Source organism: Pseudomonas marginalis (assembly GCF_024169655.1).
In the GTDB taxonomy this organism is placed as follows: domain Bacteria; phylum Pseudomonadota; class Gammaproteobacteria; order Pseudomonadales; family Pseudomonadaceae; genus Aquipseudomonas; species Aquipseudomonas paraveronii.
In genome coordinates, this window is sequence record NZ_JALJWV010000001.1 from 2,854,329 (window position 1) to 2,880,055 (window position 25,727).

Genomic DNA, 25,727 nt, shown 5'->3' on the forward strand with positions numbered 1-25,727 from the left:
AAGGAGCATGCACATGCCGCGTTTTTCTCATTTGATCGCCTGTGTCCTACAGGTGTTGTTCGTGTCGGCAGGAGCCCACGCAATGGCTAGCAGTCTTGTTTTACCCAGCGCCGCCCAGTTGGCCGGACATTGGCAACTGCACCGAGAGGATCAGGTCTGTGCCCTGGATTTGCTGGAGCAGGCCAACGCCTTGGGTGGCGACGTGGCATGTGTTGAGCAGTGGCTGGGGGACAAACCCCTGACGTGGTCGCCGACACCGGACGGGATCTGGTTGATGAATGCCGAAGGCTCAGGGATTACCCACTTGAATCGCCAGCGCGACGGTGAATACCAGGCACGCACGCCATCCGGCGATCTCGTGACATTGCAACGAATACCTTAGTTTCCAGTTATAACGCTATAACTCGAATTTACTAGTTGGCCGCCGCTTATTCAGGGGTTGGGGTAACTATTGCCGGTCATTGGGTTCAAGGAAGATCAAGCACTATGGCGAAGCCCCAAGTCGTCGCGCCGTTATTCAAGGCGTTGGGTGAATATAAAAGTATTTTGATCAGCGTTGGCTGTTTCACTGCATTGATTAACCTGCTGATGCTGGTGCCGTCCATTTATATGCTGCAAGTGTATGACCGCGTGTTGTCCTCCCAGAATGAAACCACACTGGTGATGTTGACACTGATGGTCGTAGGTTTCTTCGCCTTTATTGGCTGCCTGGAGGTCATCCGCAGTTTTATCGTGATCCGCATCGGTAGCCAGTTGGAGCGACGCTTCAACTTGCGCGTATATAAAGCCGCCTTCGAACGCAATCTGCAGCGCGGCCAGGGGCATGCCGGGCAATCCCTCGCTGATTTGACCCATATCCGCCAGTTCATCACCGGGCCGGCGCTGTTCGCGTTTTTCGATGCGCCGTGGTTTCCGATCTATCTGTTGGTGATTTTCCTGTTCAACGTGTGGCTCGGCGTGCTGGCCACGGCGGGGGCCTTGTTGCTGATCGGCCTGGCCTGCCTGAATGAATACCTGACCAAAAAACCCCTGGGCGAGGCCAGCGGCTACTCCCAGCACTCCAGCCAATTGGCCACCAGCCATTTGCACAACGCCGAAACCATCCAGGCCATGGGCATGCTCGGTGCATTGCGCAAGCGCTGGTTTGCCGTGCATTCAGAGTTTTTGGGTTTGCAGAACACGGCCAGCGACACCGGTTCGGTGATCACCTCACTGAGCAAATCCCTGCGCCTGTGCCTGCAATCGTTGGTGCTCGGCCTGGGCGCGTTTTTGGTGATCAAAGGCGAGATGACCGCCGGGATGATGATCGCCGGTTCCATCCTGATGGGCCGGGTGCTCAGCCCGATCGACCAGTTGATTGCGGTGTGGAAGCAGTGGAGTTCGGCCAAGCTGGCCTATCAGCGGCTTGACGAGTTACTGCGCGAGTTCCCCCCGGAAGTCGCGCAGATGGCATTGCCCGCGCCCAACGGCCAGGTGGGTTTCGAGCAGGTCAGCGCCGGCCCGCCGGGGCGACGCCTGGCGACGCTGCATCAGGTCAGTTTCAGCCTGGGCGCCGGCGAAGTGCTGGGAGTGCTTGGTGCGTCGGGCTCCGGCAAGTCCACCCTGGCCCGTGTGCTGGTGGGCGTGTGGCCAACCCTGGCCGGCACCGTGCGACTGGATGGCGCGGATATCCACCGCTGGGACCGTGACGATCTCGGCCCGCACATTGGCTATCTGCCCCAGGACATCGAACTGTTCAGTGGCAGCATCGCCGACAACATCGCGCGCTTTCGCGATGCCGATCCGCAACAGGTGGTCCAGGCGGCACAACAGGCCGGCGTACATGAATTGATTTTGCGCCTGCCCCAAGGCTACGACACGGTGCTGGGCGACAACGGCGGCGGCCTGTCCGGTGGCCAGAAGCAACGGGTCGCCCTGGCGCGCGCGCTGTATGGCGGGCCGCGGCTGATTGTGCTGGATGAACCCAATTCCAACCTCGACACCGTCGGTGAAGCCGCGCTGGCCAGCGCCATCGTGCAGATGAAGGCCCAGGGCAGCAGCGTGATTCTTGTCACCCACCGCTCTTCGGCCCTGGCCCAGGCGGACAAGTTGCTGGTGCTCAACGAAGGTCACTTGCAGGCGTTTGGGCCGAGCCAGGACGTGCTGCGCGCGTTGTCCGGCCAGCAAGCGGCGCCGAAGGAACAAACCGGCGTCAGTTTCAGTCGTCAGTATCAAGCCGGAAGGAATCCAGGCGCATGAGCATTCTCACTGTTGAACAACGCGGCGCCGGTTTCTTCGTGCGCATGGGCTGGTGGCTGACGGTGCTCGGCGCCGGTGGGTTTTTCCTCTGGGCCAGCCTGGCGCCGCTGGACCAGGGCATTCCGGTACAGGGCACCGTGGTGGTTTCGGGCAAGCGCAAGGCGGTGCAGACCTTCAGCCCCGGTGTGGTCAGCCGGATTCTTGTGCGTGAAGGTGAGACGGTCAAACAGGGCCAGCCGCTGTTTCGTCTTGACCAGACCCAGAACCAGGCCGATGTGCAATCGCTGCAAGCGCAGTACCGCATGGCCTGGGCCAGTGTGGCGCGTTGGCAGAGCGAACGCGACAATCGCGCCGTCATCGTTTTCCCCGCCGAACTCAGCGCCACTCCCGACCCCGCGCTGGCCTTGGTGCTAGAAGGTCAACGCCAACTGTTCAGCAGCCGCCGCGAAGCCTTTGCCCGCGAACAGGCGGGGATTCGCGCGAATATCGACGGCGCCAGGGCGCAGCTCAATGGCATGCGCCGCGCGCGCAGCGACCTGACCGCCCAGGCCCAATCCCTGCGCGACCAACTGAGCAATCTGCAGCCCTTGGCCGACAATGGCTACATCCCACGCAATCGCTTGATGGAGTACCAGCGCCAGTTGTCCCAGGTGCAACAGGACCTGGCGCAGAACACTGGCGAAAGCGGCCGCGTGGAGCAGGGCATCCTCGAATCGAGGCTCAAACTGCAGCAGCACAGCGAGGAATACCAGAAGGAAGTGCGCAGCCAACTGGCCGACGCGCAACTGCGCAGCCTGACCCTGGAGCAGCAACTCACGTCCGCCGGGTTCGACCTGCAGCACAGCGAAATCAACGCGCCGGCCGATGGCATTGCGGTCAACCTTGGCGTGCACACCGAAGGGGCGGTGGTGCGCGCCGGGGAAACCTTGCTGGAGATTGTGCCCCAGGGTACGCGGTTGGAAGTCGAGGGGCATTTGCCGGTCCACCTGGTGGACAAGGTCGGCACCCACCTGCCGGTCGATATTCTGTTCACCGCCTTCAATCAGAGCCGTACCCCGCGTGTGCCGGGAGAGGTCAGCCTGATTTCCGCCGACCAACTGCTCGACGAAAAAACCGGCGCGCCGTACTACGTGCTGCGCACCACCGTCAGCGAGGCCGCGCTGGAAACACTCCACGGCCTGGTGATCAAGCCAGGCATGCCCGCCGAGATGTTCGTGCGTACCGGCGAGCGCTCGTTGCTCAATTACCTGTTCAAGCCGCTGCTCGACCGCGCCGGCTCTGCGTTGACCGAGGAATGAACATGAAACCGTTGTTCATCGCCTTGCTGTTGAGCTGTGCGCCTGCCCAGGCCGCCATGGGCCCGTTCGATGTGTACGAACAGGCTCTGCGCAACGATCCAGTGTTTCTCGGCGCGATCAAGGAGCGCGACGCCGGCCTGGAAAACCGCACCATCGGCCGCGCCGGGCTGCTGCCGCGGCTGTCCTACAACTACAACAAAGGGCGCAACAATTCCCAAGCGCACCTGCCTGACGGGCGCGGCGGCAGCTATCGCGACGAGCGTAATTACAACAGCTACGGCTCCACCTTCAGCCTGCAGCAGCCGCTGTTCGACTACGAAGCCTATGCCAACTACCGCAAGGGCGTGGCCCAGGCGCTGTTTGCCGATGAAAGTTTTCGCGACAAGAGCCAGGCGCTGCTGGTGCGGGTGCTGAGCTATTACACCCAAGCGTTGTTCGCTCAAGACCAGATCGAGATTGCCCGCGCCAAGAAAAAGGCCTTCGAGCAGCAGTTTCAGCAGAACCAGCACCTGTTCCAGCAGGGCGAGGGCACGCGCACCGACATCCTTGAAGCCGAATCGCGCTATGAGCTGGCCACTGCCGAAGAAATCCAGGCGCTGGATGAACGGGACGCCTCGTTAAGAGAGTTGGGCGCGTTGATCGGCGTGCAGAGCGTCAACATCAACGACCTCGCGCCGCTCAATCAGCGTTTCGCCGCCTTCAGCCTGACGCCGGCCAACTACGACACCTGGCACGCGCTGGCGATCAGCAACAACCCGACGCTGGCCTCGCAACGCCAGGCCCTGGAAGTGGCGCGTTATGAAGTGGAGCGCAACCGCGCCGGGCACCTGCCGAAGATCACCGCGTATGCCAGTTCGCGCCAGCAGGAGTCCGACAGCGGCAACACCTACAACCAGCGCTACGACACCAACACCATTGGCGTCGAAGTCAGCCTGCCGCTATATGCCGGTGGCGCTATCTCTGCCTCCACGCGCCAGGCCAGTCGCGCCATGGAGCAGGCCGAATACGAGCTGGAAGGCAAGACCCGTGAAACCCTGATCGAACTGCGTCGCCAGTTCAGCGCCTGCCTGTCGGGCGTCAGCAAGCTACGCGCCTACCAGAAAGCCCTGACCTCGGCCGAGGCGCTGGTGGTGTCGACCCAGCAAAGCATCCTCGGCGGCGAGCGGGTCAACCTCGATGTGCTCAACGCCGAGCAGCAGCTCTACAGTACCCGGCGCGACCTGGCCCAGGCGCGCTACGACTACCTGATGGCCTGGACCAAATTGCACTATTACGCTGGTAACCTGCGCGATACCGACCTGGCACAAGTCGATGAGGCGTTTGGGCCGATGGGCGCGCAGCCATAGCGTCACGCCGATCAAAATGTGCGGAGGGGGATCAGTCTTCCTTGCGAACCGTGGCCACATCGCCGGCTTTGACGCGGATGTGCTTGCCAGCGATGTCGGTGAATTCATAGAAACCGTCGGCGGTATTGGTCTTCGGTATGTCTTTGGTTAAATACTGCGTGCCATTTTGCAATGTCACTACGGTTTGCGTCGCGCAACCGGCCAATACCAGAAAAGTGAGTGCAACCAGTGGCAGCCCCAAATTCTTCATGCTCATAACCCTTACCTTAACCCTGAAAAGTCCCGCTACCTGCGGCTGCGGGACATAAATGTTACGCGATCAGCTCCGCTATCTGATCACTTTTATGCAAAAAGTTGCGTGCGCCATTTATCTATTACCGATTGCAACAATGCGTCTACGACGGCACTCTGTATGCATAACCAGTATTTGATCGCTGTGTACCATGGCCGACCCCCTCGAAGACCCCCTGTATTACCTGCATAACTTCCGCCAGGTGCTCGATTGGCTGGGGCAACGCTATGCCGATTTGCTCGATGCGGACGAAGCGCATTTCATTCAGCAATTTGACAGGTTGCCGCAGCCGTCCCAGGCATTGCTGGTGCGCATGGTGATGCGCAAGGGCGTGCATTTTCGCGCGGGTAAGCTCAATTATCTGGAAATCGGCTGCCCGCATGCTGCGGCGCGCCCGCTGAAGGCATTGGGTTGGGTCGATGATCAGTGCCTGCTGGGTTTTGACGAACTGTTTGGGGTGCTGCAAAAGGGCGAGGTGCTGGGTGCGTTCCAGCCATGGATCGACCAGCCCAAGGGTAAGAAGGCCGACTGGCTTGAGCAGTTGGCGCCGCAGTTCACTGAGCAGCGCCGCTTTGCGCACTGGTGCCCCGAGCTGGATGACGTGCTCTACAGCCTCACCGTGATGGACTTGTGCGATCGCCTGCGATTGATGTTCTTCGGCAACCTGCATCAGGACTGGTCGGAGTTCGTGCTGGCGGACCTGGGTATCTACACCTACGAAAAGGTCGAGTTTTGTGCCGAGTCCCGCGGTTTGCGCAGCCGCGATGATGTGCTGGGGTTTCTGTTCCTGCACCAGTGCCAGCAAGCCTTTGAGTCCGCACAGGCGCTGGACAGCGTGCTGGCGCAGATCGCCATGTTGCAGACCGACAACCCTTGGCTGGAAAAACGCCGGGCCAAGCTGTTGTTTCAGGTCGGCCAGTATTGCGAGCGCAGTGCCGAGTTGGCGCTGGCCGAGCAGATCTACCGCGCCTGTGTTTTCCCCGGCGCACGCTCACGCTTGATTCGCGTGCTGGAGCGCCAGGAAGACTACGCCCAGGCCATGGCCCTGGCATGCGCCGCCCAAGAGGCACCGGAAAGTCCCGCCGAGCAGCAACACCTGCTGCGTGTGTTGCCGCGCCTGCGGCGCAAGTTGGGCGCGCCGGCCTTGCCCAAGGTCAAGCCGCGCGAAGTCACGCGCCTGGACCTGGCGCTGCCGCTGCCGGAACCCTTGGTGTCGGTGGAGTATTGCGTGCAGGCCCATCTGAGCGAGCCCGACGCGCCGGTGTACTACGTCGAAAACGGTCTGATCAATTCGCTGTTCGGCCTGTTGTGCTGGGAGGCGATCTTCGCGCCGCTGCCGGGGGCGTTTTTTCACCCGTTCCAGCGCGGGCCGGCGGATCTGCACAGCGAAGACTTTCATCAGCGTCGTGCGTCACTGTTTGCCGCCTGTTTCGAGCAACTGCGCGATGACCGCTACAAAAACACCATCCGCCAACGCTACGTGGACAAGTGGGGCATCCAGTCACCCTTTGTCTTCTGGAACCTGCTCAGTGAAGAGCTGCTGGAGCAGGCCTTGGCGTGCTTGCCCGCCGAACACTTGCACTACTGGTTCGAGCGGCTGCTGCTGGACATCCGCGCCAACCGCGCCGGTATGCCGGACCTGATCCAGTTCTGGCCCGCCCGGAAAACCTACCGCATGATCGAAGTCAAAGGCCCTGGTGATCGCCTGCAAGACAACCAACTGCGCTGGCTGGAGTTCTGTGGCGAGTACCAGATGCCGGTCACCGTCTGCTATGTGCGCTGGGCGCAGCCCGCTTGAGTTACACCGTGGCGGTGCGCGCCCTGTGTGAGTTCACGGCCAAGGTCGGCGACCTTGACCTGCGCTTTACACCGTCGCCCAGCGCCCAGGAAGGCATCGCCGGTCATCGCACGGTCGCCTCCCGGCGCAGTGCGCATTACCAGAACGAAGTGGCCCTGGAAGGCGAATACGAAGCGCTCAAGGTGCGGGGCAGGGCGGACGGTTACGACCCGGACAGCAACCGCCTCGAAGAGGTGAAGACCTATCGCGGCGACCTCGATGCCCAGCCCGCCAACCATCGGCAATTGCACTGGGCCCAGGTCAAGGTCTACGGCTGGCTGATGTGCCAGAAGCTCGGGCTTGCGCACATCGATCTGGCGCTGGTGTATTTCGATATCGTTGGCGAGGGCGAAACCTTGCTGAACCAGCGCTTTGCGGCCGCCGATCTGCAACAGTTCTTCAACCGGCAATGCGCATTGTTTCTCGGTTGGGCGCGTCAGGAGATGCAGCACCGCGACGCCCGCAACCGCGCTGCGCAGACCCTGACGTTCCCTCACAGCGACTTTCGCCCCGGCCAGCGCCCCCTTGCAGAGTCGGTGTACAAGGCCGTCAGCACCGGACGTTGCCTGATGGCCCAGGCGCCCACCGGCATCGGCAAAACCGTCGGCACGATCTTCCCCATGCTCAAGGCCTTGGCCCCCCAGCAATTGGACAAGGTGTTTTTCCTCACCGCCAAGACCCCGGGCCGCAAACTGGCCCTCGACGCCGCGCAAGTACTGTACGCCAGCAGTCCCGAGTTGCCGCTGCGCGTGTTGGAACTGGTGGCGCGGGACAAGGCCTGCGAACACCTGGACAAGGCCTGCCACGGCGAATCCTGCCCGTTGGCCAAGGGTTTCTATGACCGTTTGCCCGCCGCACGTAACGCTGCCGCCAAGGTGCGCCTGCTCGACCAGCGCAACCTGCGCGAGGTCGCTCTGGAGCACGGCGTCTGTCCGTATTACCTGAGTCAGGAAATGGCCCGTTGGACCGACCTGGTGGTCGCCGACTACAACTACTATTTCGACTTTGGCGCGCTGTTGTTCGGGCTGGCCCAACTCAACCAGTGGCGCGTCGCGGTGCTGGTGGACGAAGCCCACAACCTGGTGGAGCGCGCCCGTTCGATGTACAGCGCAAGCCTTGATCAGTACGCCCTCAAGACCGTGCGCGATATGGCTCCAGAACCGTTGAAGAAACCCTTGCAGCGCTTGAATCGTGAGTGGAACGCCTTGCACAAGGACCAGCTCGCGCCGTATCAGGCCTACGCGGCCAAACCCGACAAACTGCTCCAGGCCCTGAGCCTTTGCGCCAGCGCCATGGGTGACTACTTCAACGACCATCCCGAGGCACTCAGCGGCGATCTGCAAGCCTTCTATTTTGAAGCACTGCAATTTGCCAAGGTCGCCGAGCTGTTCAACGAACATTTCATCTTTGATATCAGCCTGCGCCAACTGCGCGGCAAGCGCAGCGGTTCCACGTTGTGCCTGCGCAATGTGGTGCCCGCCGAATTCATCCGCCCGCGACTGACGGCGGCACGCAGCAGCGTGTTGTTTTCCGCTACGCTGAGCCCGCGTCACTACTACGCCGACCTGCTGGGCCTGCCGGCGGACACCGCCTGGGTCGATGTGGAATCACCGTTCAATGCCGCGCAATTGCGGGTGCGGATTGTCGATGAGGTCTCCACCCGGTTCGTGCATCGCCAGGCCTCACTGGAACCCATCGTTGAATTGATCGCCGAGCAGTTCGCCCGCCAACCGGGTAATTACCTGGCGTTCTTCAGCAGTTTCGATTATCTGCAACAAGTGGCGCTGTTACTCGCCGAGCGACACCCGCACATCGCACTGTGGCAGCAGTCACGCGGTATGGTCGAAACCGAGCGCCAGGCCTTTCTCGAGCAGTTCACCGAACACAGCCAGGGCGTTGGCTTTGCGGTACTGGGCGGCGCGTTTGGCGAAGGCATCGACCTGCCCGGCGCGCGCTTGATCGGCGCGTTCATCGCCACCCTGGGGCTGCCGCAACTGAACCCGGTCAACGAACACATGAAGCAGCGCATGGGCGCGATCTTCGGCTCCGGCTACGACTACACCTACTTGTACCCAGGCATTCAGAAAGTCGTGCAGGCGGCGGGGCGGGTGATCCGCAGCCAGCAGGACACCGGCGTGGTGATGTTGATCGATGATCGCTTCGGCGAAGCGCGGGTGCGGCAGCTGTTGCCACGGTGGTGGGCGATAGCGACTAAAACGGCTTCCAGGCCAATGCCTGAATAACCTCCGGTGACGATGGCAGTCATACCGTGCAAATCTTTACCCGCCAACGCTTGCAAAGCGGTTGTCGTGCCGTCGAATCCACTCTCGATAGGGCTTTGTGTATTGATCATAGGGCGCTCTCCATGGGGGGGGCGGCTATGTTCTCCCCTAGAGGTCGGACGCGAAACGGCCTAAAGTCCGCTTTTCTATCGCGATCGTCCGGAGTTTTTTTATGGATAGCCTGTCCGACGTGGTGGCACTGTTAAAGAGCCATCGCGCCTATTTCGCCGGCCTCAAGGCTGGCGGCGATTGGGCCCTGGATTTTCCGCCGCCGGAGGGCATCAAGTTCAACGCTGTGGTGGAGGGAAAGTGTTGGCTGGAAGTGGAGGGCATGCCGGTGCCGATCCCCTTGAGCGAGGGCGATTGCTTTTTGTTGACCCAAAACCGTCCCTGGAGGTTGTCCAGCAACCTGGCGCGGGAGGGCGTTGATGCGCGCGAGGTGTATCGTGACGCGGTGGGTGGTATTGCCCGTCTGGGTGAAACTGTGGATTTGTTCCTGATCGGCGGACGTTTTAGCTACGGTGACGACGCCCGGCTATTGCTGGAGGGGTTACCGCCGGTGGTGCGCATCAGTGCCAGGTCCGAGCAGGCCAGCGTTTTGCGCTGGTGCCTGGAACGCTTGGCTCGGGAGTATGCCAGCCCGATGCAAGGCGCGGCGTTGATGACCGAACATCTGGCGCAAATGATGTTGGTGCAGATCCTGCGCCTCTATCAGTCATCCATGGGCGCCAGTACCACGGGTTGGTTGGCGGCGTTGAACGATCCGCGGTTGGCGCCGGTACTGCAGCAAATACACGCCGCACCGGCACGCCGCTGGACCTTGAGCGACATGGCCGGTGTCGCGAGTCAGTCCCGATCGACCTTTGCCCTGCACTTCAAGCGGCGGGTCGGGATGGCGCCCCAGGAGTATCTGACTCGCTGGCGCATGCACCTGGCGTTGCAGGCCTTGAACACGTCCGGCAGTAGCGTTTCCCGTATCGGCCAGTCACTCGGGTATCAGTCGGACAGTGCGTTCAGCAGTGCCTTCAAGCGCCTGATGAACTGCTCCCCTCGGGAATACCGCGAGCGAAAGAGCGCGCCCCTCGATGTCTAAACCACCTCCAGATACGAGCTGTGAATCGCCCGCGCCAACTCGCGTACCGTGTCGATGAATTCCGTCAGGCGGCTGTGCAAGCCTTCTTCGAGGATTTCGTCGATCCCGGTATAGCGCAGCCGCGCTTCGAACTCGGCGGCCAAGCGCTGCGCGGTGCGGCCATAACTGCCCGGCAAGTCCGCCAGAATATGGCTCAGTTCCTCGATGCAGGCATGCAACGAGCGCGGCACATCACTGCGCAACAGCAGCAACTCCGACACCGAGCGTGCGTTCAACGCATTCGGATACAGCTCCGTGTACGCTTCGAATGACGACAAGGCGCGGAGCAGGGCGCTCCACTGGTAATAACCGCGCGCCGACAAGTCGCTGACTTCCTCCGATTCCTCGCCGAACATCTCGTAGCGCGCATCCAGCAGCCGCAAGGTGTTGTCGGCGCGCTCGACAAAGGTGCCCAGGCGAATGAACCGGTACGCGTCATTGCGCATGATGGTGCCGGACGTCGCCCCGCGAAACAGGTGCGAACGCTGTTTGACCCAATCGCAGAAGTGGCTGATGCCATGCCGCGCCAGCCCGCCGGCGGCGATGCTGCGCATTTCCAGCCAGGTGGCGTTGAGGTTTTCCCACATGTCGGCGGTGATGCGCCCGCGCACGGCATGGGCGTTGCCCCGCGCGGCGCGCAGGCAGTTGTAGATGCTGGCGGGGTTTTCTTCATCGAGGGCGAAGAAGTGCAACATGCGTTCGGCATCCAGTTGGCCGTGGCGCTCCAGGTAGCTGTCCAGGGTGCCGCTGCTGAGCAACGACATCGCCAGTTCGTCGAGGCCATCGCTGCGCCCGGCCTGGGGCATCAATGACAGCGAATAGCTGACTTCGAGCATGCGCGCCAGGTTCTCGGCACGCTCCAGGTAACGGGACATCCAGTACAAATCTGCGGCGGTTCTACTCAACATACTCAGCCCTCCACCACCCAGGTGTCCTTGGTTCCGCCGCCTTGCGACGAGTTGACGATCAACGAGCCTTCGCGCAACGCCACCCGTGTGAGGCCACCGGGTACCAGGCGGGTTTCCTTACCGGACAGCACGAATGGGCGCAGGTCGATATGCCGGGGGGCGATGCCGTTTTCGACAAATGTCGGGCAGGTGGAGAGGCTCAGGGTCGGTTGGGCGATATAGGCGTGTGGACGCGCCTTGATGCGTTGGCGGAAGTCCTCGATCTCGGCCGCCGTGGACGCGGGGCCGACCAGCATGCCGTAGCCGCCGGAGCCCTGGGTTTCCTTGACTACCAATTCCGGCAGGTGGGCCAGCACATGGGACAGCTCATCCGGCTTGCGGCATTGAAACGTCGGCACGTTTTGCAGGATCGGTTCTTCGTCCAGGTAGAAACGGATCATTTCCGGTACGTAGGGGTAGATCGACTTGTCGTCCGCGACGCCGGTGCCTATGGCGTTGGCCAGCACCACGTTGCCGGCGCAGTAGGCCGCGACCAGGCCGGGCACGCCGAGCATCGACTCCGGGTTGAACGCCTGCGGGTCAAGGAACGCGTCGTCGATACGGCGGTAGATCACGTCCACGGCCTTGGGACCGTCGGTGGTGCGCATGAACACCTTGAGGTCATGCACGAACAGGTCGGCGCCTTCCACCAATTCCACGCCCATTTCCCGGGCCAGGAATGCATGCTCGAAAAATGCGCTGTTAAAGCGCCCTGGCGTCAGCACCACCACATTGGGGTTGTCCAGGCGGCTGGCGCTTTTCAGGGTTTTCAACAGCAGGTTGGGGTAGTGGTCTACCGGCGCGATGCGCTGCTTGGCGAATACTTCGGGGAACAGGCGCATCATCATCTTGCGGTCTTCGAGCATGTAGCTCACGCCGCTGGGGGTGCGCAGGTTGTCTTCGAGCACGTAGTAGGTGCCGTCGCCATCGCGCACCAGGTCCACCCCGGAAATATGCGAGTAGATGTCGCGGTGCAGGTCGAGGCCGACCATGGCCTTCTGGTAACCCTCGTTGCCCAGCACCTGGTCTGCCGGAATGATCCCGGCCTTGATGATGCGCTGGTCGTGGTAGATATCGGCAAGGAACATGTTCAGCGCATTGACGCGCTGGATACAGCCGCGCTCGATGACGCTCCATTCACTGGCGGGGATGCTGCGGGGGATGATGTCGAAGGGGATCAGGCGTTCGGTGTCCTGCTCGTCGCCATACAAGGTGAAGGTGATCCCGGCGCGGTGGAACAACAGGTCGGCTTCGCGGCGACGCTGGGCCAGCAGTTCCGGCGGCGTATTGGCCAGCCAGCGGGAGAAATCCTGATAGTGCGCACGGCACACGCCGTGTGCGTCATTCATTTCATCAAAGAAAGATTGAGCCATTCCAGTACCTTGTCAGTGCCGAGGGAAGCGCGGGGGGCACTGCCGCTTTGAAAAACGCATTTTTATGAGCCCGTGGCGCAGGGTGCCATCGGGCCAGGTCCTTACTTTCTTATGGGGTCGGCTCTGGGTCGGGGGGTAACGAATGCTCCTGTATCCGGGCATGGCAGGTGAACGATGAATGGATTAAGCAATGCCTGTGCCGAAACCGGCAAAGCGTCTCTATTCCCTTGTGGCGAGCGCGTTTGCTCGCCACAAGGGAACGGCGTGCGCACTACAACAGTGCATACGCGAACTTGAACGTCTCTGAATGCCCGGCCAGGGATTCATCGGAACTTTAACGACCCGCGCAGGGCCTCATCTTGACGCAGGCCGCGTTCTTCAAAAGAGCTACTCTATGTCAAGGCGATCAGAGGGGACGGTCATGTCAAAAGATGCGGAAGAAGACCTTAACGACCCCGGCAATGAAGACCCGGGGTCGCTGATGGATGATGCAGAAGTGCCGCTCAAGGACCCGGATGAAGCGGAGGACGTTGGCAGCAACGAGCATCAGGACTGATTGCTCATACCCCGCCAGCGTTGGCCGGCTGCCGGTATGAGCATTAGTTGATCATGTTCCGATCCAGGAGTGTTCAGCGCCAATCTTTATTTGGAACTGGTGAAGAAGTGACAGGTAGTGCTCCTTTATTTTTTTTATCTGATTACCCAGCAGGTCCGGCGGAGTAATACCCTTGCTCGCATAATACTGGCGCGCTTCACCTTCAATATCGACTATTGGTCCGGATGAGACCAGTTTACCGTCGACAATCTTTGATTCTTTAGCCAATCCATCGAGGCCCAGATGGTACATGTCAGGTCTTTTTGACTTGAGCACGTCATCAAACATTGTTGGGCCTACCGTCTCGAAAATTTTACCTTCGTAGGTGCGAAATTCAGAGGTGTATTGGATTGCCCCTCCAGGCCCTCTGGTGACGGTCGGGCGGTTGTTTTCAAAGTATGTTTTGTTAGCGGAAAACCGCTGGTTCATCTCCGCGATCATATCGTTGATCACCGGATTGTCAGGCTGTGTCGCAAAGTTACTGGTGTTGTAGAAGGGCTTGTAGTCCGTAATAGTGTGGGCGACGGGTCTGTTAAGCAGAATGTCGTTGGCGCCCGCCTTCAATGCGGTAGTGCCAATATTGACTGGAATCGCATCATCGGTGTCGAGGTAAATGCCACCGTATTTATTCATCAGTGGATAACGGGCGACATCCGAAGTGGCGGCGAGATTTTTGCCTTGGCCCTGGCGAAAGTAGCGGTACATTTCAGTGTCTTTCAATTGTTTGAAAAAATCTTCCCCGTGCAGATTCATGACGCTTAGGTCCGGCGCTTTGGCGTGCAATTGGCTTTTGATTTTTTCAAACATCGCCGGGCTGTCTGCATCGACATGGATAATGGATTTATACCCAGGTGCATTGGCAGAGTTATTCGCGATGTTTTCTATCAGGTTCGACGGGATATCACTGCCAGCCCAAAAATAGTGAATCTGTTTGGGGATGGGCTGAGCATCTTTTGGAACCCGTAGAATTGTCGGGGGAGAGACATCAACATATTTAAACCCGCGCGCATCGATTTTTTTAGCCTTTTTAAACTCACTAAGCGTTCCTCGTTGCCATTTTCCTTTGCCACTCCTCCAGAAGTAAGCCTGGCCTTGGGCATCGTTTGCTGTTTTGAGGTCGCTGGATTTCCACGCGCCGGCATAGCTGTCGAAGGAGATATCATGTTCTACGCCCTTGTAGTTCAGCGAATAGGGGCGTGCTGGGTTTCCCGTCAGGTGGATATCGTCCAGCGGGATTAAGTAGGTATTTTCTCCGGGTTTCCAAGGATTGCCCCCTGCGCCCCCCAGGAGGCGGTCGGTTCTGGAGAGCGGTTCCCATCCGGAAAGCCCTAGATCCCTGACCGGCAGGTCAGGCCCGGTGCGCGCCGGATGCCGGATAACTCGCTGGCCATCCTTGAGGTGTGATTCATAAAACTTGCCATCGATTTTTACATATTCTTTTTTACTGCGACCCACATACACATTGGACTGCAAGCCTTTTGTCGATAACTCTTGGGGGGCAATGTGCTTGACCTCATAACCCAACAAATCGGCGTCCATCGACCTTACGTCACCATTGGCCGCGACCCGGCTCGGTTTGAAATCTGTCAGCGGCGGGCCGAAGGCACGTTTATTGATCGCATCGTAACGATGCCAGTTACCTTGAAACAAAACCACGTTACCTTCGACCGTCTCTTGCCCCACGGTGAATGTGCCGGTTGCTGCCACGCCGTGCTGCTGACTGGCAGTTTTCGCCACATTATTACTGCCGATCGAGTGCAGGCTATCGGGGTCATTCAACCTCGGCGTGTCGACGCTGAAGTTGTCCAACGGCTTGCCGTATGCCTGCTTCGTGAGCGGATCGTAGGCGTACCACTTATTGGTCGCCTCATCGAATTTGCCCAGTGTTTTGCTTTCGCGTGTGCCATTGGCTGCTTTGAATGTGCCTTCGGCGACATCGGTTTTTTTCGCCAACTCAAGTAGATCGACACCTCGATAAGAGCCGCGCAGATGTTTGACCCCCTTGAACGCTGTGCTGACCCCTTTACGCAGACCGCCCGCCACTCCGCGAGCCAGGTCGGCAACCCCGTCCAATGGATTGAGTGCGCCCACGGTCGCGCGCCCTATAATCTTGGCGACCTGACCCGCTCTGGCAACTGTCGACGCGCCGGCCGCCGCGACTTTCGCGCCTTTTGCCGCGGCGCCCAAGCCGACGGCGAAACCAAAGATATCGAAGGCAAGATCGACAACGCCCCCACCAATATTGCCGTTGGTAAAATTAACGATGGCTGATCGGAACGGGATCAGGTTGAGCGCGATCTCTTCAACGGTCTCATGCAGCGGTACTTCAGCGTCGAAGGTGGTTTTGCCCTTGGCGTACTTCTCCACCGCAGGCAAGTTGATATCCTCTATCAATGCATCAACGATGTATTGGGTTCTAGCGCTACTGAAACTATTAGGTGCGCCTTGTGCATCTTTTTTTTCATGCGTTATCCCCGCTGCAGAGTGACCTGCGGGTTTTACCTGATCAAAACGCTTGCCCGCTTTTATAGAGTGAAGCGTCGGTTCATAGTCCCGATAAGTCTTGTCCGGCAGCTTGGTCACCGTCCCTTTTAGTCGGTCGATTTCATAGGTCATGCGCTGGCCGTTGCGCTCGGTCTCGACCAGCAGAACACCGTCTGAAACCCGCCTGGGCTGATCGGCGCGATGGAACTCCATTTCTTTACGGATGGTTATTTTGCCAAACTCCAGATTCTGCCGATCTTCCAGCGGCTGCTTCGAAATAAGGTGTTTGAGCTGCGCAGCGGTCGTTTTTTTTACGGCACTGGAGTAGTCCGGGAACGTCTCGTTGAATATCTTCGTCGGGCGCGGTAGTTCGTTAAGCCGTTCCAGTACATCGTTAATGTTGAACCCGTCCGAGGAGGACACCCATGCGCTGGGACGACCGTCCGGCTGCAGGGTGACGCCGCCAAATGTCAGTAGGTTCACGAAACTACGGCCCGCTTCCCCCCAGTTATCCGCTGAGTCCGGTGCGGCGTTGAGTCCTCGACCATCGATATACATGTCCAGTATCGAGTAAGGCCCGGGGAAGTGCCGGTTGGAAGGCTGCAGGGTGATGGTTTTTTCTTCGAACAGTTTCGGGTCGACGTGAGGCAGGGCTACTTTTAACTGTTCCAGCGCAATGCCCCTCGTCGTCGGCATCTGCCCGATTTGCATTTGCGCAGCCTCTTTCAACTCGCGAATCTGCGCACTGTAGGCTTCGCGGGCAGTCGTCATCGAGGCATCCGTCGACGGATAATCCATACCGTTGGCAACGGCCCAGTGTTTGATGGCGTCGGTCTGGGCGGCATATTCGACAGTGCGTTCGTCGTCAGAGATCGGCGCAACGCTGGCTTCGAGCATAACGTCTGCATAGCTCATCGACGCGGTGTTTCCCGGCGCTTTGTTTTCGATTCGGGCCGCCGCCGTGGCAAAGCTGACCCAACTGTGGGTGCCCACGACGACGCCTTCCGGAATGTCCTTGATCAGGAATTCCGGAGCCCGGCTGGCCAGCAGCAGGTGAGCCTGAATCATGGCCTTTTGCGGGGATGAGGCGTTGCCTTTGGCGACCAGGTGATCAGCCAGCTCCTGGATAACCGCTGACGGTTTTTTGCCCGAGTTCTCCGCCGAGACCAGCCGATAGCCTTCAATTTGGCCAGGGGCTTGGTGATCGACCTCGTTGCCAGGGACACTGGCGCTTTCGGTGTTCAAGGCCGTGAGCAGCCAGTCAGAAGCGCTGCCTTTGACGCCCCGCGCCTCGAACGCAGTCTGAATCGCTTCACCCAGCGCTTTGCCTCTGGGCGATGCGATCAAGGAATCGATCAGCCGTCGCGGGTTGCTCAGTTCCGCCGGGGAAATTGTCCTGCCGTTCAGCAGATAATCCAGGATATTTTTTGACGGTCCTAAGTCAACATCACCCATTTTGCCTGTGCCAATATCGGCCTTCAGCTGTTGCAGGTCGCCCTGATCCAACGGCTCAGGCCAAGCCAGCGCCCCGCCGAGATTGCCGTGCGCTGGCATCTTGGGCGCCGGGGTCGAGAGGGCGGTCGCGAGGTTCTCCAACTGTTCGTGATCGGTGGGAATATGCCAGCCATGATCTTCGAGGAATTGCACGAGGCTGACCCTGTTCGATTGGCTGGCGCCGATGGGTTGGTAGGTGCTTGCCGAAGACAGAGAGATCGTCCTCTTCTTCAGTTCATTCTGGATTTCCCCAGCCGACTTCGCGCCACTGTCCGCGGACGTTGCCAGGTGGCGCAGCTCGCTGACCGCCTCATAGCGGTTGATGATATCGCCCGATACCGCTTTCTGGTCTTGCAGTGCGTCCTCGCTACGCGCCCTCATCAAGCCTTCGGAGGTGTTTGGGTCCAGCGGTGTAAAACGTTGCTCTCGACCTATTTCTTCTGCACGCCTGCGCATGGCGGACGCCGTGAGGTCCTCCCGTTCTTGATAAAAGCGTCCCACGATCCACCTTGAAACAGGCTGGTCGAGAACGGTTGCCGGAGGCGTGATGGTGGTGTCGGCATGGCCCGCGTTGATGACTCGCGCGGCCTTGAGAATAGGGGCGCTGATCGACGCCCAGCGCCTGTCGTCCTGCCCAACGGTGTTTAGCTTCTGTTCGGGGTCAAGCGACCGCTTGAGCCTGAAGGAGATTTGGCCTGATTCCGGTTTGAGCGTTATCGACGTAGGGTCAATGCCTTTATCCCTGATCCACTGAAGGACGTCGGGTGATTGGAAGGCGTCATGTAAACGCCCCCACCACTGACCGAATGTGGAATTGGGCGGGATAGCACTGATTTTGCTGTTTCTTTCGCCATTGGCGGCATGGAACAGCGCAAAGCTATATTCGGCCGCCAACTCACGATCGCCTTCGGTGCGAGCGTCGCCTGTCGGCTCAGTTGGGGCAGGGGCTTCGCGTTTATGTCTGGCGAGTGGCAGGTGGGATGGGTCGAGTGGTTGGGGTGGCGCGGTGATGTGATTGGAAACACTGATCATGAGGTCTGTCGCCTGAGGTTACGAGATTACGCCAGGGCTTGTGCAGCGCCCGTGGCGTTAACCTTGTGTAGCGACGCAGGCTGTCTTGATTCCTTCACTCAGCCAAAAGACGGTTACCCGGTGTTTCCACCTTGAGCGCTGCCGGACAGGCGTTCGGCGCCGACCGGCGCAGTAATAAAAGGCAAGGGCGGCTGGCCGCCCTTTTTACCGGGCTGTGATGCTCAGAGCACCACGCTGCTGATCACCTGGGTAGCGTCATCGGGGTCGGTTACGGTGTGGAAGCCCAGGGCATGGTTCAGTTCACGTAACGGGGCGTTGGTCGCTTCATCGACCGTGTACATCAACGTGAAGCCGTTTTTTCGCGCGGCGGTCATCAGGTGCTGCATCAAAATGCGCCCTAGCCCCAGGTGCTGCCAAGGGTTAGCCACGGTAACCGCGCATTCGCATTCATGCTCCTTGGCTGCGGCATAGCGCGCGACGCCGATCTCGATCAGCTTGCCGTTGTCATGCACCAGAGCAATAAATGCCACACGTTGCTGATTGTCGACGTCCATCAATTGATCGAGCAGGGTCTTGCCGGGCTCGTTGATTTCACCGAGGAAGCGCGCGTGCCGAGACTCTCGGGACAAATTCTTGATGAAGTTATATTCGCGGTCCCGGTCGTCGGTTCTCAACGGACGGATCAGCACATGGCGGCCGTCATCAACCGCTTCGATCCAGTGTTCGTGCGGGACTGCCGCATAGGCGGGAGCGGCTTGCCGGTTGTGCTCTGCAATGGTGGGCATGGTAAGACCTCCAGGTTGGGGCGGCAGGAACAGCGCCCTATTGCGTCGGTTCTACGCCTTTGCTCACCGGTAAATCTGATGTGGATCAGATGAAGCCCTGTTACTCGGCACCATGGCGGTGACAGCCGGCGATAAACGTCTTGAGTTTCGCCATGTCGAGAATCTCGACATTGCGTGCGCTGATATGCACCAGGCCCAGTTTGCGCAACTGCGCAATACTGCGGCACACCGTCTCCAGTCGCAGCCCCAGGTAAGAGCCAATTTCTTCGCGTCTCATGCGCAATACAAATGATCGCGGTGAATAGCCACGCGTACTCATCCGCATCGATATATTCAAGACAAATGCACAAAGCCGCTCGTCGGCGTTCATATTGCCCATCTGCATTAGCATGCCGTGATCACGCACTATTTCGCGGCTCATGATTTTGTTCAAGTTATGTTGCAATGACGGTATTTGACCGGCCAGTCGCTCAAGTTGATTGAAGTGCAGAGGGCACACCTCGCTGTCTTCCAGAGCAATGGCATTGCAGGCATGGGTGTCGGCGCTGATGGCGTCGAGGCCGAGCATCTCCCCGGCCATTTGAAAGCCGGTGACTTGTTCACGGCCGTCCATGGACAGTATGCACGTCTTGAAAAAACCGGTACGCACGGCGTAGAGCGAGCGCAACGGATCTGCGGTGCGATACAGCGAAGCACCTTTTTTCACTTTGACGCGTTGTGGAATCAGTGTGTCCAGGCGACCCACTTCGAGATCGGTCAGGCCTATGGGCAAGCACAGCTCTAAAACGCTGCAACTGGCGCAGGTTGTTTTTAAATGTTGAACTTGTACAAGGCTGGGTGTTGACTTCATTGCAAAAGCCTCTTGCACACATATATTCCGATTACTAAACATCCAAACATCGGAGAAAGATAGCTGCAAATTTTATATAGTCGAGCCGCTGATCGCTTTCGCGTGCAATGAGTCTCGCGCCGCCCTCTAGATGAGTGTTTTTTGCATGCCCCTCGCTGCGAATGCTACAGCGAGGGTCTGCCAACTACCGCGTGTGCGATCCGATGACGTTCAGTCGAGCACTTCCGGTTTAACCATCCAGACACTGCATGGCATTTTATACAGTAGCGTTTCGGCGGTGCTGCCGAGCAGGCGCGATAGGCCGCGATGACCGACCCGGCCCATGACGATCACATCGACGTTGTAGGCATCGGCATAGCTGGAGAGCACTTTGGCCGGGTTACCCAGGATCATATGGCGCTGTGCCGGCGGAATACCGTTGCGTGCGGCCAGGTCATTGAAGGCCTTGCCCTGTTCGTCGAACAACCGTTTGGCGGCCACTGAAGAGAAAAACCCGGCGCCGCTGCCAAACCCATACTCCTGGGCCCCCAGGTCGGACAAGTCATGGGCGTAGATCACTTCTACCTCGGCATCACACGCTGTCGCCAATTTGACGGCTTCATGCAAGATGCGGTCGTTAAGGCTGTCGTAATGCTCGTCGTGATGGAACGGGTCGACGGCCGCTACGATTTTGCGCGGTAACGCGTGCAGGGCCCCGCTGACAAAATGCAGTGGCACCGGGCATTCGCGAATCAGGTGGACGTCCAACGGCGTAAACATCAAGCGCGACAGCAGTGACTCATGCTCCAGCGCCTTGATCACCAACGCCATGGGCTCTTCTTTAAGACGAATCAGGATCTCCTGCAGCGGGCTCTCCACCCAGGCCACTTCGGTGGTGACGGTCAGGCCGAGCTTGCGCAAGGGCCTGGCCTGATCTTCCAGCCACTGGTGATGGCGCTCAACGTAGCCAATACGCATCTGTTCCAGGGCTTGCTCGTTGACCAGACCGGCGGTGGCCAGGCCCTCCAGATAGTCGAAGGCGAGGATGTGCAGCGCGGCACCTTCAGCCTTGGCCAGGGCGGCGGCCCGGTCGAAGGCGGGGCTGTGTTCCATCAGCGGCGAAACCAGCAACAAGTAACGTGCTTGAGCAGACATGGGCAATCTCCCTTGGGTAACCAGCAGATAGCATCGGGCAGTGATGCTTGCCTCTGATCATGGCGCCGGGCGCTGGCGCCGGTTTGACTTGTATCAAGTCGCCTTGAGCCCGGGCAATGTCAGCGACATCCGGTCGGGTGCCGCGATCAATCAGGGGATTGTTGATCATGATCAACTTGCGCGGCGTCACCGCGGTGCAGTCTGAGTGCCATTCAGGCTTTTCCAGACGCAGGAGGTCACGCCATGGCAACCATGAAAGCAGCTGTCTTCGTTGAAAAAAACCGCATCGTCCTCGACGACAAACCCATCCCCGAAGTCGGCCCGCTGGACGCCCTGGTGCGCATCACCACCACGACCATCTGCGGTACCGACGTGCATATCCTGCGTGGTGAATACCCGGTGGCCAAAGGGTTGACCGTGGGCCACGAACCGGTGGGCGTGATCGAGCGGCTGGGTTCCCAGGTGCGCGGTTTCGTTGAGGGCCAGCGCGTCATTGCTGGCGCCATCACGCCCAGCGGGCAAAGTTATGCCTGCCTGTGCGGGTGCGGTTCCCAGGACGGCCCCGACACCCGCCATGGCTTTCGCGCAGCGGGCGGCTGGAAATTCGGCAATACCCTCGACGGCTGCCAGGCCGAATACGTGCTGGTCCCCGATGCGCTGGCCAACCTGTGCCCGATCCCCGATGGCCTGAGCGACGAACAAGTGCTCATGTGTCCGGACATCATGTCCACCGGCTTTTCCGGTGCCGAGCGCGGCGAGGTGAGCATCGGCGATACCGTCGTGGTATTCGCCCTCGGGCCGATCGGCCTGTGCGCGGTGGCCGGCGCCCGGCTCAAAGGCGCGTCGATGATCATCGGCGTCGATGGCGTCAGCGAGCGCATGAACGTCGCCCGCGGCCTGGGGGCTACCCATATCGTCGACTTCAAGAAAGGCGATGTGGTCGAGCAGATCCTCGCGCTGACCGATGGCCGCGGGGTCGATGTGGCCATCGAAGCCTTGGGCACCCAAGGTACATTCGAGTCGGCATTGCGCGTACTGCGTCCCGGGGGCCGGGTATCGAGTCTGGGGGTGTACTCCAGCGACCTGCGCATTCCCTATGATGCATTTGGCGCCGGACTGGGGGACTACAGCATCGTGTCGACCCTGTGCCCCGGTGGCAAGGAACGCATGCGCCGCTTGCTCGCCGTGGTGGCCAGCGGCGGGGTGGATCTGTCGCCTCTGGTCACGCACCGTTTCAAACTCGACGATATCGAGGCAGCCTATGAGCTGTTTGCCCATCAGCGCGACGGTGTGCTGAAAGTCGCGATCACGCCCTGAAGGCGCCTGTAAATGACGCAGACCCTGGGGCTGGCAGGCGCCGCGGCGGCACTGGGCATCGGCATGCTGATCGGCCTTGAGCGCGAGCGCCACAAGGGCGAGGGTGAGCTGCGCGCTTTTGCCGGTCTGCGCACCTATTCCATCACTGCGTTACTGGGTTACGTCGCGCAGCAAGTCGGTGGCGGCCTGTTGCTCGGGCTGATCGCCGGGTGCCTGGCCGTGATCGTCAGCACCGCTTACTGGAAGAGCCGCGACAAAGACCCGGGGATCACCAGCGAAGTCGCGTTGCTCACGGTGCTGGTGCTGGGCGCCTGGTGTGGGGTCGCACCCGAACTGGCCATCGCCATTGGCGTGGTCATGGCCGGCCTGCTGGCCTACCGCGACAAGCTGCACAACTTTGCCCGCAGCCAATTGACCGATGTAGAAATGCGCGACGGCCTATTGCTGCTGGTCGTTGCGCTGGTGGTCTTGCCGCTGGCGCCGGATCGCACTATCGGCCCCTATGGGGCACTGAACCCGCGCACCATCTGCACCTTGACGGTGTTATTGATGGCGGTCGGCGCGGTAGGGCATGTGGCGGTGCGCGCGCTGGGGCCGCGTTATGGCTATGTTGTGGGTGCCATTGCTTCGGGGTTCGCTTCCAGTACCGTGACCGTTGCCGCCATGGGCCACATTGCCGTCAAAGAGCCGGAGCACCTGCGCACCCTGGCGGCGGCGGCCATTCTCTCGAATATTGCGACGGTGACCCAAGTGGCGCTGATCCTCGGCACCGTGGAACCGACGCTGCTGTCGCAAATGGCCTGGCCGCTGCTCGCCGGGTTTGCCACCACCGCGTTGTACGGTGCGTGCCTGATGCTGCGCGCGCCGCCGGCAGGTGCCAGCCAAGCGATCCGGGTGGGCGGCGCATTCGACCTCAAGCTGGCGCTGATCATGGTCTTGACCCTGAGCGGCATTACCTTCTTGTCGTCGCTGATGCTTTATCACTTCGGCCAGGTCGGCGTGATGTTGACCGCCACCCTGAGTGGTTTTGCCGACGCCCACGCGTCCATCGCCTCGATTGCCGCCCTGGCTACCAGCGGCCAGCTTTCCCTGGCGTCTGCGGCCATCCCGGTGTTGCTGGCGGTCAGTTGCAACGCGCTGAGCAAGTGCCTGGTGGCCGGGGTCAGCGGCGGTCGTCGATTTGCGGCCTATGTGATTGCCGGGCAGGTCCTGCTGGTCGGTGCGATGTGGCTGGGCACACTGGTCGGCTAGCGTCGCGTCAACCCGGGATTTCCAGGGTCGCCCGCAGGCCGCCGGCCGCCAGGTTTTCCAGGCGCACCTGGCCTCCCAGGCGATGGGCGATGGTTTGTACGATGGTCAGGCCCAGGCCTGCGCCTTGGGCATTACCACGGCTGTAGAAACGCTCGAACAGCCGTTCGCGCTGGCTCTCGTCGATGCCGGGGCCTTGATCGTCGACGGTGAGCGCGAAACGCTGGGCGTTTTTGCGCAAGCCCACGGTGATCACGCCCTGATCCGGGGAGAAATTCGCGGCGTTGGTCACCAGGTTGGTCAGGGCGATATTGATCGCGGCGGCATCGGTATTTACGGGGTGTGGACCCTCCTCGACGTCGAATACCAGTTCGAGGCCTTTGCTCAGCAGCCACGGCGTCAACTGAATCAGGGTTTCGCGCACCGTGGTCGCCAGGTCGATGGCCTGTATCGGCGGTTGCCCGGCGCCGGGTTCCAGGCGCGCCATGGTCAGCAGTTGGTTGACCAGACGGCTGGTGCGGTCGACGCCAGCGATCAGAAAGGCCAGGGATTCGCGCCGTTCGGTTTCGGTGCCGGCTTCCAGCAGGTTCTGGGCATGCACGCGCAATACCGCCAGTGGCGTGCGCATTTCATGGGCTGCATCGGCAATGAAGCGTCGCTCGCGGCCGAGCATTTCCTGGATCTGCGCCAGCATGCGGTTCAGCGCCGCCTGCATCGGCTCAAGCTCCGTGGGCAGCGGGGTCAGTTGCATCGGTTCGAGGGAGCCGGAATGCCGCGCGCGCAGGGTGGCGGCCATATCGGCCAGGGGCTTTAGACCCCAGCCGATTGCCAGCCAGACCATCGCGGCGAGAATCAGGCTACCCAGTACGTTGGGCCACAAGGTATGCCGCACGATGCGCTGCACCAGGTCGGTGCGCACATCGTCGCGTTCGCCCACCCAGATCCGCAGGCCGTTGTCCTTGTCCTTGAGGACGAAGCCGCGCCATTGACGGCCGTTCAGGTCGTCGACGTTGCTGAAGCCGGGCTGGGTGGGCGCCGGGACAAATGAGGGGGCGCTGGCGGTAAACACCAGCAGTTCGCCCTTGGGGTTCCACACCTGGAAGGCGACTTTGCTTTCATAGGGGTGCCCATCGACCTTGGGCACTGCTTCGCCCAAGGCTTTGTTGAAGGCGCGGTACAGGTCTTCCTGGTCTTGGCTGGCCAACGGCATGCTCATCACGCCCTGGAGCAGGCGGGCGTTCTGTGCCAGTTGTGCGTCATAGACTTCGGCGATTTCGTGGTTGCTGTCATGCAGGTTGAGCACGCTGATCAACAACAGCCCGGCAAGCAGCAGGCCAATGATCAGGGTCAGGGTACGCCGCCGAATAGAAGTCATCCGCGCTCCTCCACCAGGTAGCCGACGCCGCGAACGGTGCGGATCAGCTCGCTGGAGAATTTCTTGCGCAGGTGATGGATATGCACCTCCAGGGTGTTGCTTTCAGCTTCTTCGTTCCAGCCGTAGAGCAACTGCATCAACTGGTCACGGGTCATGACGCGGCCAGGTGGCGACAGCAGTTCGTGCAGCAGCTGATACTCCTTGGGGGTGAGCAACACCGGTTCGCCGTGGTAGCTGACTTGTTGCGTGCTCGGGTCCAGGCAGATGCCGGCGTGTTCGATCATGACCCGCGCACGGCCGGCGCTGCGGCGCAGCAACGCGCGCAGGCGCGCCTTGAGCTCGGCCAGGTCGAAGGGCTTGATCAGGTAATCGTCGGCGCCGGCGTCGAGCCCGGCGATACGGTCTTCGGTAGCATCGCGCGCCGTGAGGATCAGCACCGGCAGGTTCGAGCCGCTGTCACGCAGGCGGCGCAGCACCTCCAGCCCATCCATGCGCGGCAGCCCGAGATCGAGCACCGCCACGTCAAAGGTTTCGCTGAGCAGTGCATGCAATGCACTGCTGCCATCTTTGAGCCAATCAACGGTGTAGCCCTCACGTACCAGCGCCTGGTGAATACCTTCACCCAATGCCTCGTCATCCTCGATCAGTAATAAGCGCACGCGGACTCC

At 60.3% G+C, this 25,727-nt stretch carries 19 protein-coding genes; 10 read left to right on the forward strand and 9 right to left on the reverse strand.

The window, feature by feature from the left end; translation table 11 throughout:
- Window positions 1-13 precede the first annotated feature (13 nt).
- The 4 genes from J2Y83_RS12880 to J2Y83_RS12895 all read left to right on the forward strand — a co-directional run bounded on the left by J2Y83_RS12880 (window position 14) and on the right by J2Y83_RS12895 (window position 4,882).
- Window positions 14-382: a protease inhibitor Inh/omp19 family protein gene (locus J2Y83_RS12880; RefSeq protein WP_253395715.1), complete on the forward strand. Its 369-nt coding sequence runs from the start codon at window positions 14-16 to the stop codon at window positions 380-382.
- A gap of 104 nt (window positions 383-486) precedes the next feature.
- Window positions 487-2,238 carry a type I secretion system permease/ATPase gene (locus tag J2Y83_RS12885; protein ID WP_253395717.1) on the forward strand — a complete coding sequence of 584 codons (1,752 nt, stop codon included), beginning with the start codon at window positions 487-489 and terminating at the stop codon, window positions 2,236-2,238.
- Window positions 2,235-3,536 (forward strand): HlyD family type I secretion periplasmic adaptor subunit, encoded by a 1,302-nt coding sequence (locus tag J2Y83_RS12890; RefSeq protein WP_253395718.1) that lies wholly within the window; start codon window positions 2,235-2,237, stop codon window positions 3,534-3,536. Before J2Y83_RS12885 ends, J2Y83_RS12890 begins: the two co-directional genes overlap by 4 nt.
- A gap of 2 nt (window positions 3,537-3,538) precedes the next feature.
- Window positions 3,539-4,882 (forward strand): TolC family outer membrane protein, encoded by a 1,344-nt coding sequence (locus J2Y83_RS12895; protein WP_253395719.1) that lies wholly within the window; start codon window positions 3,539-3,541, stop codon window positions 4,880-4,882.
- Window positions 4,883-4,913: 31 nt separating this feature from the next.
- Here the strand turns inward: J2Y83_RS12895 and J2Y83_RS12900 are convergent, their stop codons facing one another.
- Window positions 4,914-5,138 (reverse strand): YgdI/YgdR family lipoprotein, encoded by a 225-nt coding sequence (locus J2Y83_RS12900; protein ID WP_247405211.1) that lies wholly within the window; start codon window positions 5,136-5,138, stop codon window positions 4,914-4,916.
- Window positions 5,139-5,325: 187 nt separating this feature from the next.
- On the opposite strand from J2Y83_RS12900, the gene J2Y83_RS12905 reads away from it, so the two are divergent.
- From J2Y83_RS12905 to J2Y83_RS12915, 3 genes are all read left to right on the forward strand, one after another.
- Window positions 5,326-6,972 carry a VRR-NUC domain-containing protein gene (locus J2Y83_RS12905; protein ID WP_253395720.1) on the forward strand — a complete coding sequence of 549 codons (1,647 nt, stop codon included), beginning with the start codon at window positions 5,326-5,328 and terminating at the stop codon, window positions 6,970-6,972.
- A complete protein-coding gene (locus J2Y83_RS12910; protein ID WP_253395721.1) occupies window positions 6,969-9,254 on the forward strand; it encodes an ATP-dependent DNA helicase in 2,286 nt (761 codons plus the stop codon). The genes J2Y83_RS12905 and J2Y83_RS12910 overlap by 4 nt, the downstream gene beginning before the upstream one ends.
- Window positions 9,255-9,465: 211 nt before the next feature.
- Entirely contained in the window at window positions 9,466-10,386 is a 921-nt protein-coding gene (locus J2Y83_RS12915) for an AraC family transcriptional regulator (protein ID WP_253395722.1), read from the forward strand.
- On the opposite strand, the gene J2Y83_RS12920 is transcribed toward J2Y83_RS12915, so the two are convergent.
- A complete protein-coding gene (locus tag J2Y83_RS12920) occupies window positions 10,383-11,333 on the reverse strand; it encodes an alpha-E domain-containing protein (protein ID WP_247399927.1) in 951 nt (316 codons plus the stop codon). The two genes, J2Y83_RS12915 and J2Y83_RS12920, sit on opposite strands and share 4 nt — an antisense overlap.
- Window positions 11,334-11,335: 2 nt before the next feature.
- Window positions 11,336-12,745, reverse strand: a complete 1,410-nt coding sequence (locus J2Y83_RS12925; protein WP_247399929.1) for a circularly permuted type 2 ATP-grasp protein — start codon at window positions 12,743-12,745, stop codon at window positions 11,336-11,338.
- Between the two features lie 421 nt (window positions 12,746-13,166).
- Here J2Y83_RS12925 and J2Y83_RS29575 point away from each other — a divergent pair, with 421 nt between their 5' ends.
- On the forward strand, window positions 13,167-13,301 hold the full coding sequence (locus tag J2Y83_RS29575) for a hypothetical protein (protein WP_301294996.1): 135 nt from the start codon (window positions 13,167-13,169) through the stop codon (window positions 13,299-13,301).
- Between the two features lie 51 nt (window positions 13,302-13,352).
- Here J2Y83_RS29575 and J2Y83_RS12930 read toward each other — a convergent pair whose 3' ends face one another.
- From J2Y83_RS12930 to J2Y83_RS12945, 4 genes are all read right to left on the reverse strand, one after another.
- Window positions 13,353-18,350 (reverse strand): glycosyltransferase family 32 protein, encoded by a 4,998-nt coding sequence (locus tag J2Y83_RS12930; protein WP_253395723.1) that lies wholly within the window; start codon window positions 18,348-18,350, stop codon window positions 13,353-13,355.
- A gap of 221 nt (window positions 18,351-18,571) precedes the next feature.
- On the reverse strand, window positions 18,572-19,135 hold the full coding sequence (locus J2Y83_RS12935; protein WP_253395724.1) for a GNAT family N-acetyltransferase: 564 nt from the start codon (window positions 19,133-19,135) through the stop codon (window positions 18,572-18,574).
- Between the two features lie 100 nt (window positions 19,136-19,235).
- Window positions 19,236-19,985 (reverse strand): helix-turn-helix domain-containing protein, encoded by a 750-nt coding sequence (locus J2Y83_RS12940; RefSeq protein ID WP_253395726.1) that lies wholly within the window; start codon window positions 19,983-19,985, stop codon window positions 19,236-19,238.
- Window positions 19,986-20,195: 210 nt separating this feature from the next.
- Window positions 20,196-21,119 (reverse strand): universal stress protein, encoded by a 924-nt coding sequence (locus tag J2Y83_RS12945; RefSeq protein WP_253395727.1) that lies wholly within the window; start codon window positions 21,117-21,119, stop codon window positions 20,196-20,198.
- A 243-nt stretch (window positions 21,120-21,362) separates the two neighbouring features.
- On the opposite strand from J2Y83_RS12945, the gene J2Y83_RS12950 reads away from it, so the two are divergent.
- Both J2Y83_RS12950 and J2Y83_RS12955 read left to right on the forward strand, forming a co-directional pair.
- Entirely contained in the window at window positions 21,363-22,436 is a 1,074-nt protein-coding gene (locus J2Y83_RS12950) for an NAD(P)-dependent alcohol dehydrogenase (RefSeq protein WP_253395728.1), read from the forward strand.
- A gap of 12 nt (window positions 22,437-22,448) precedes the next feature.
- Window positions 22,449-23,687, forward strand: a complete 1,239-nt coding sequence (locus J2Y83_RS12955; RefSeq protein WP_253395729.1) for an MgtC/SapB family protein — start codon at window positions 22,449-22,451, stop codon at window positions 23,685-23,687.
- Between the two features lie 7 nt (window positions 23,688-23,694).
- On the opposite strand, the gene J2Y83_RS12960 is transcribed toward J2Y83_RS12955, so the two are convergent.
- Complete coding sequence (locus J2Y83_RS12960) at window positions 23,695-25,059, reverse strand: sensor histidine kinase (RefSeq protein ID WP_253395730.1); 1,365 nt, start codon at window positions 25,057-25,059, stop codon at window positions 23,695-23,697.
- Window positions 25,056-25,718 (reverse strand): response regulator, encoded by a 663-nt coding sequence (locus J2Y83_RS12965; protein WP_017845733.1) that lies wholly within the window; start codon window positions 25,716-25,718, stop codon window positions 25,056-25,058. The genes J2Y83_RS12960 and J2Y83_RS12965 overlap by 4 nt, the downstream gene beginning before the upstream one ends.
- Between the last annotated feature and the right edge of the window lie 9 nt (window positions 25,719-25,727).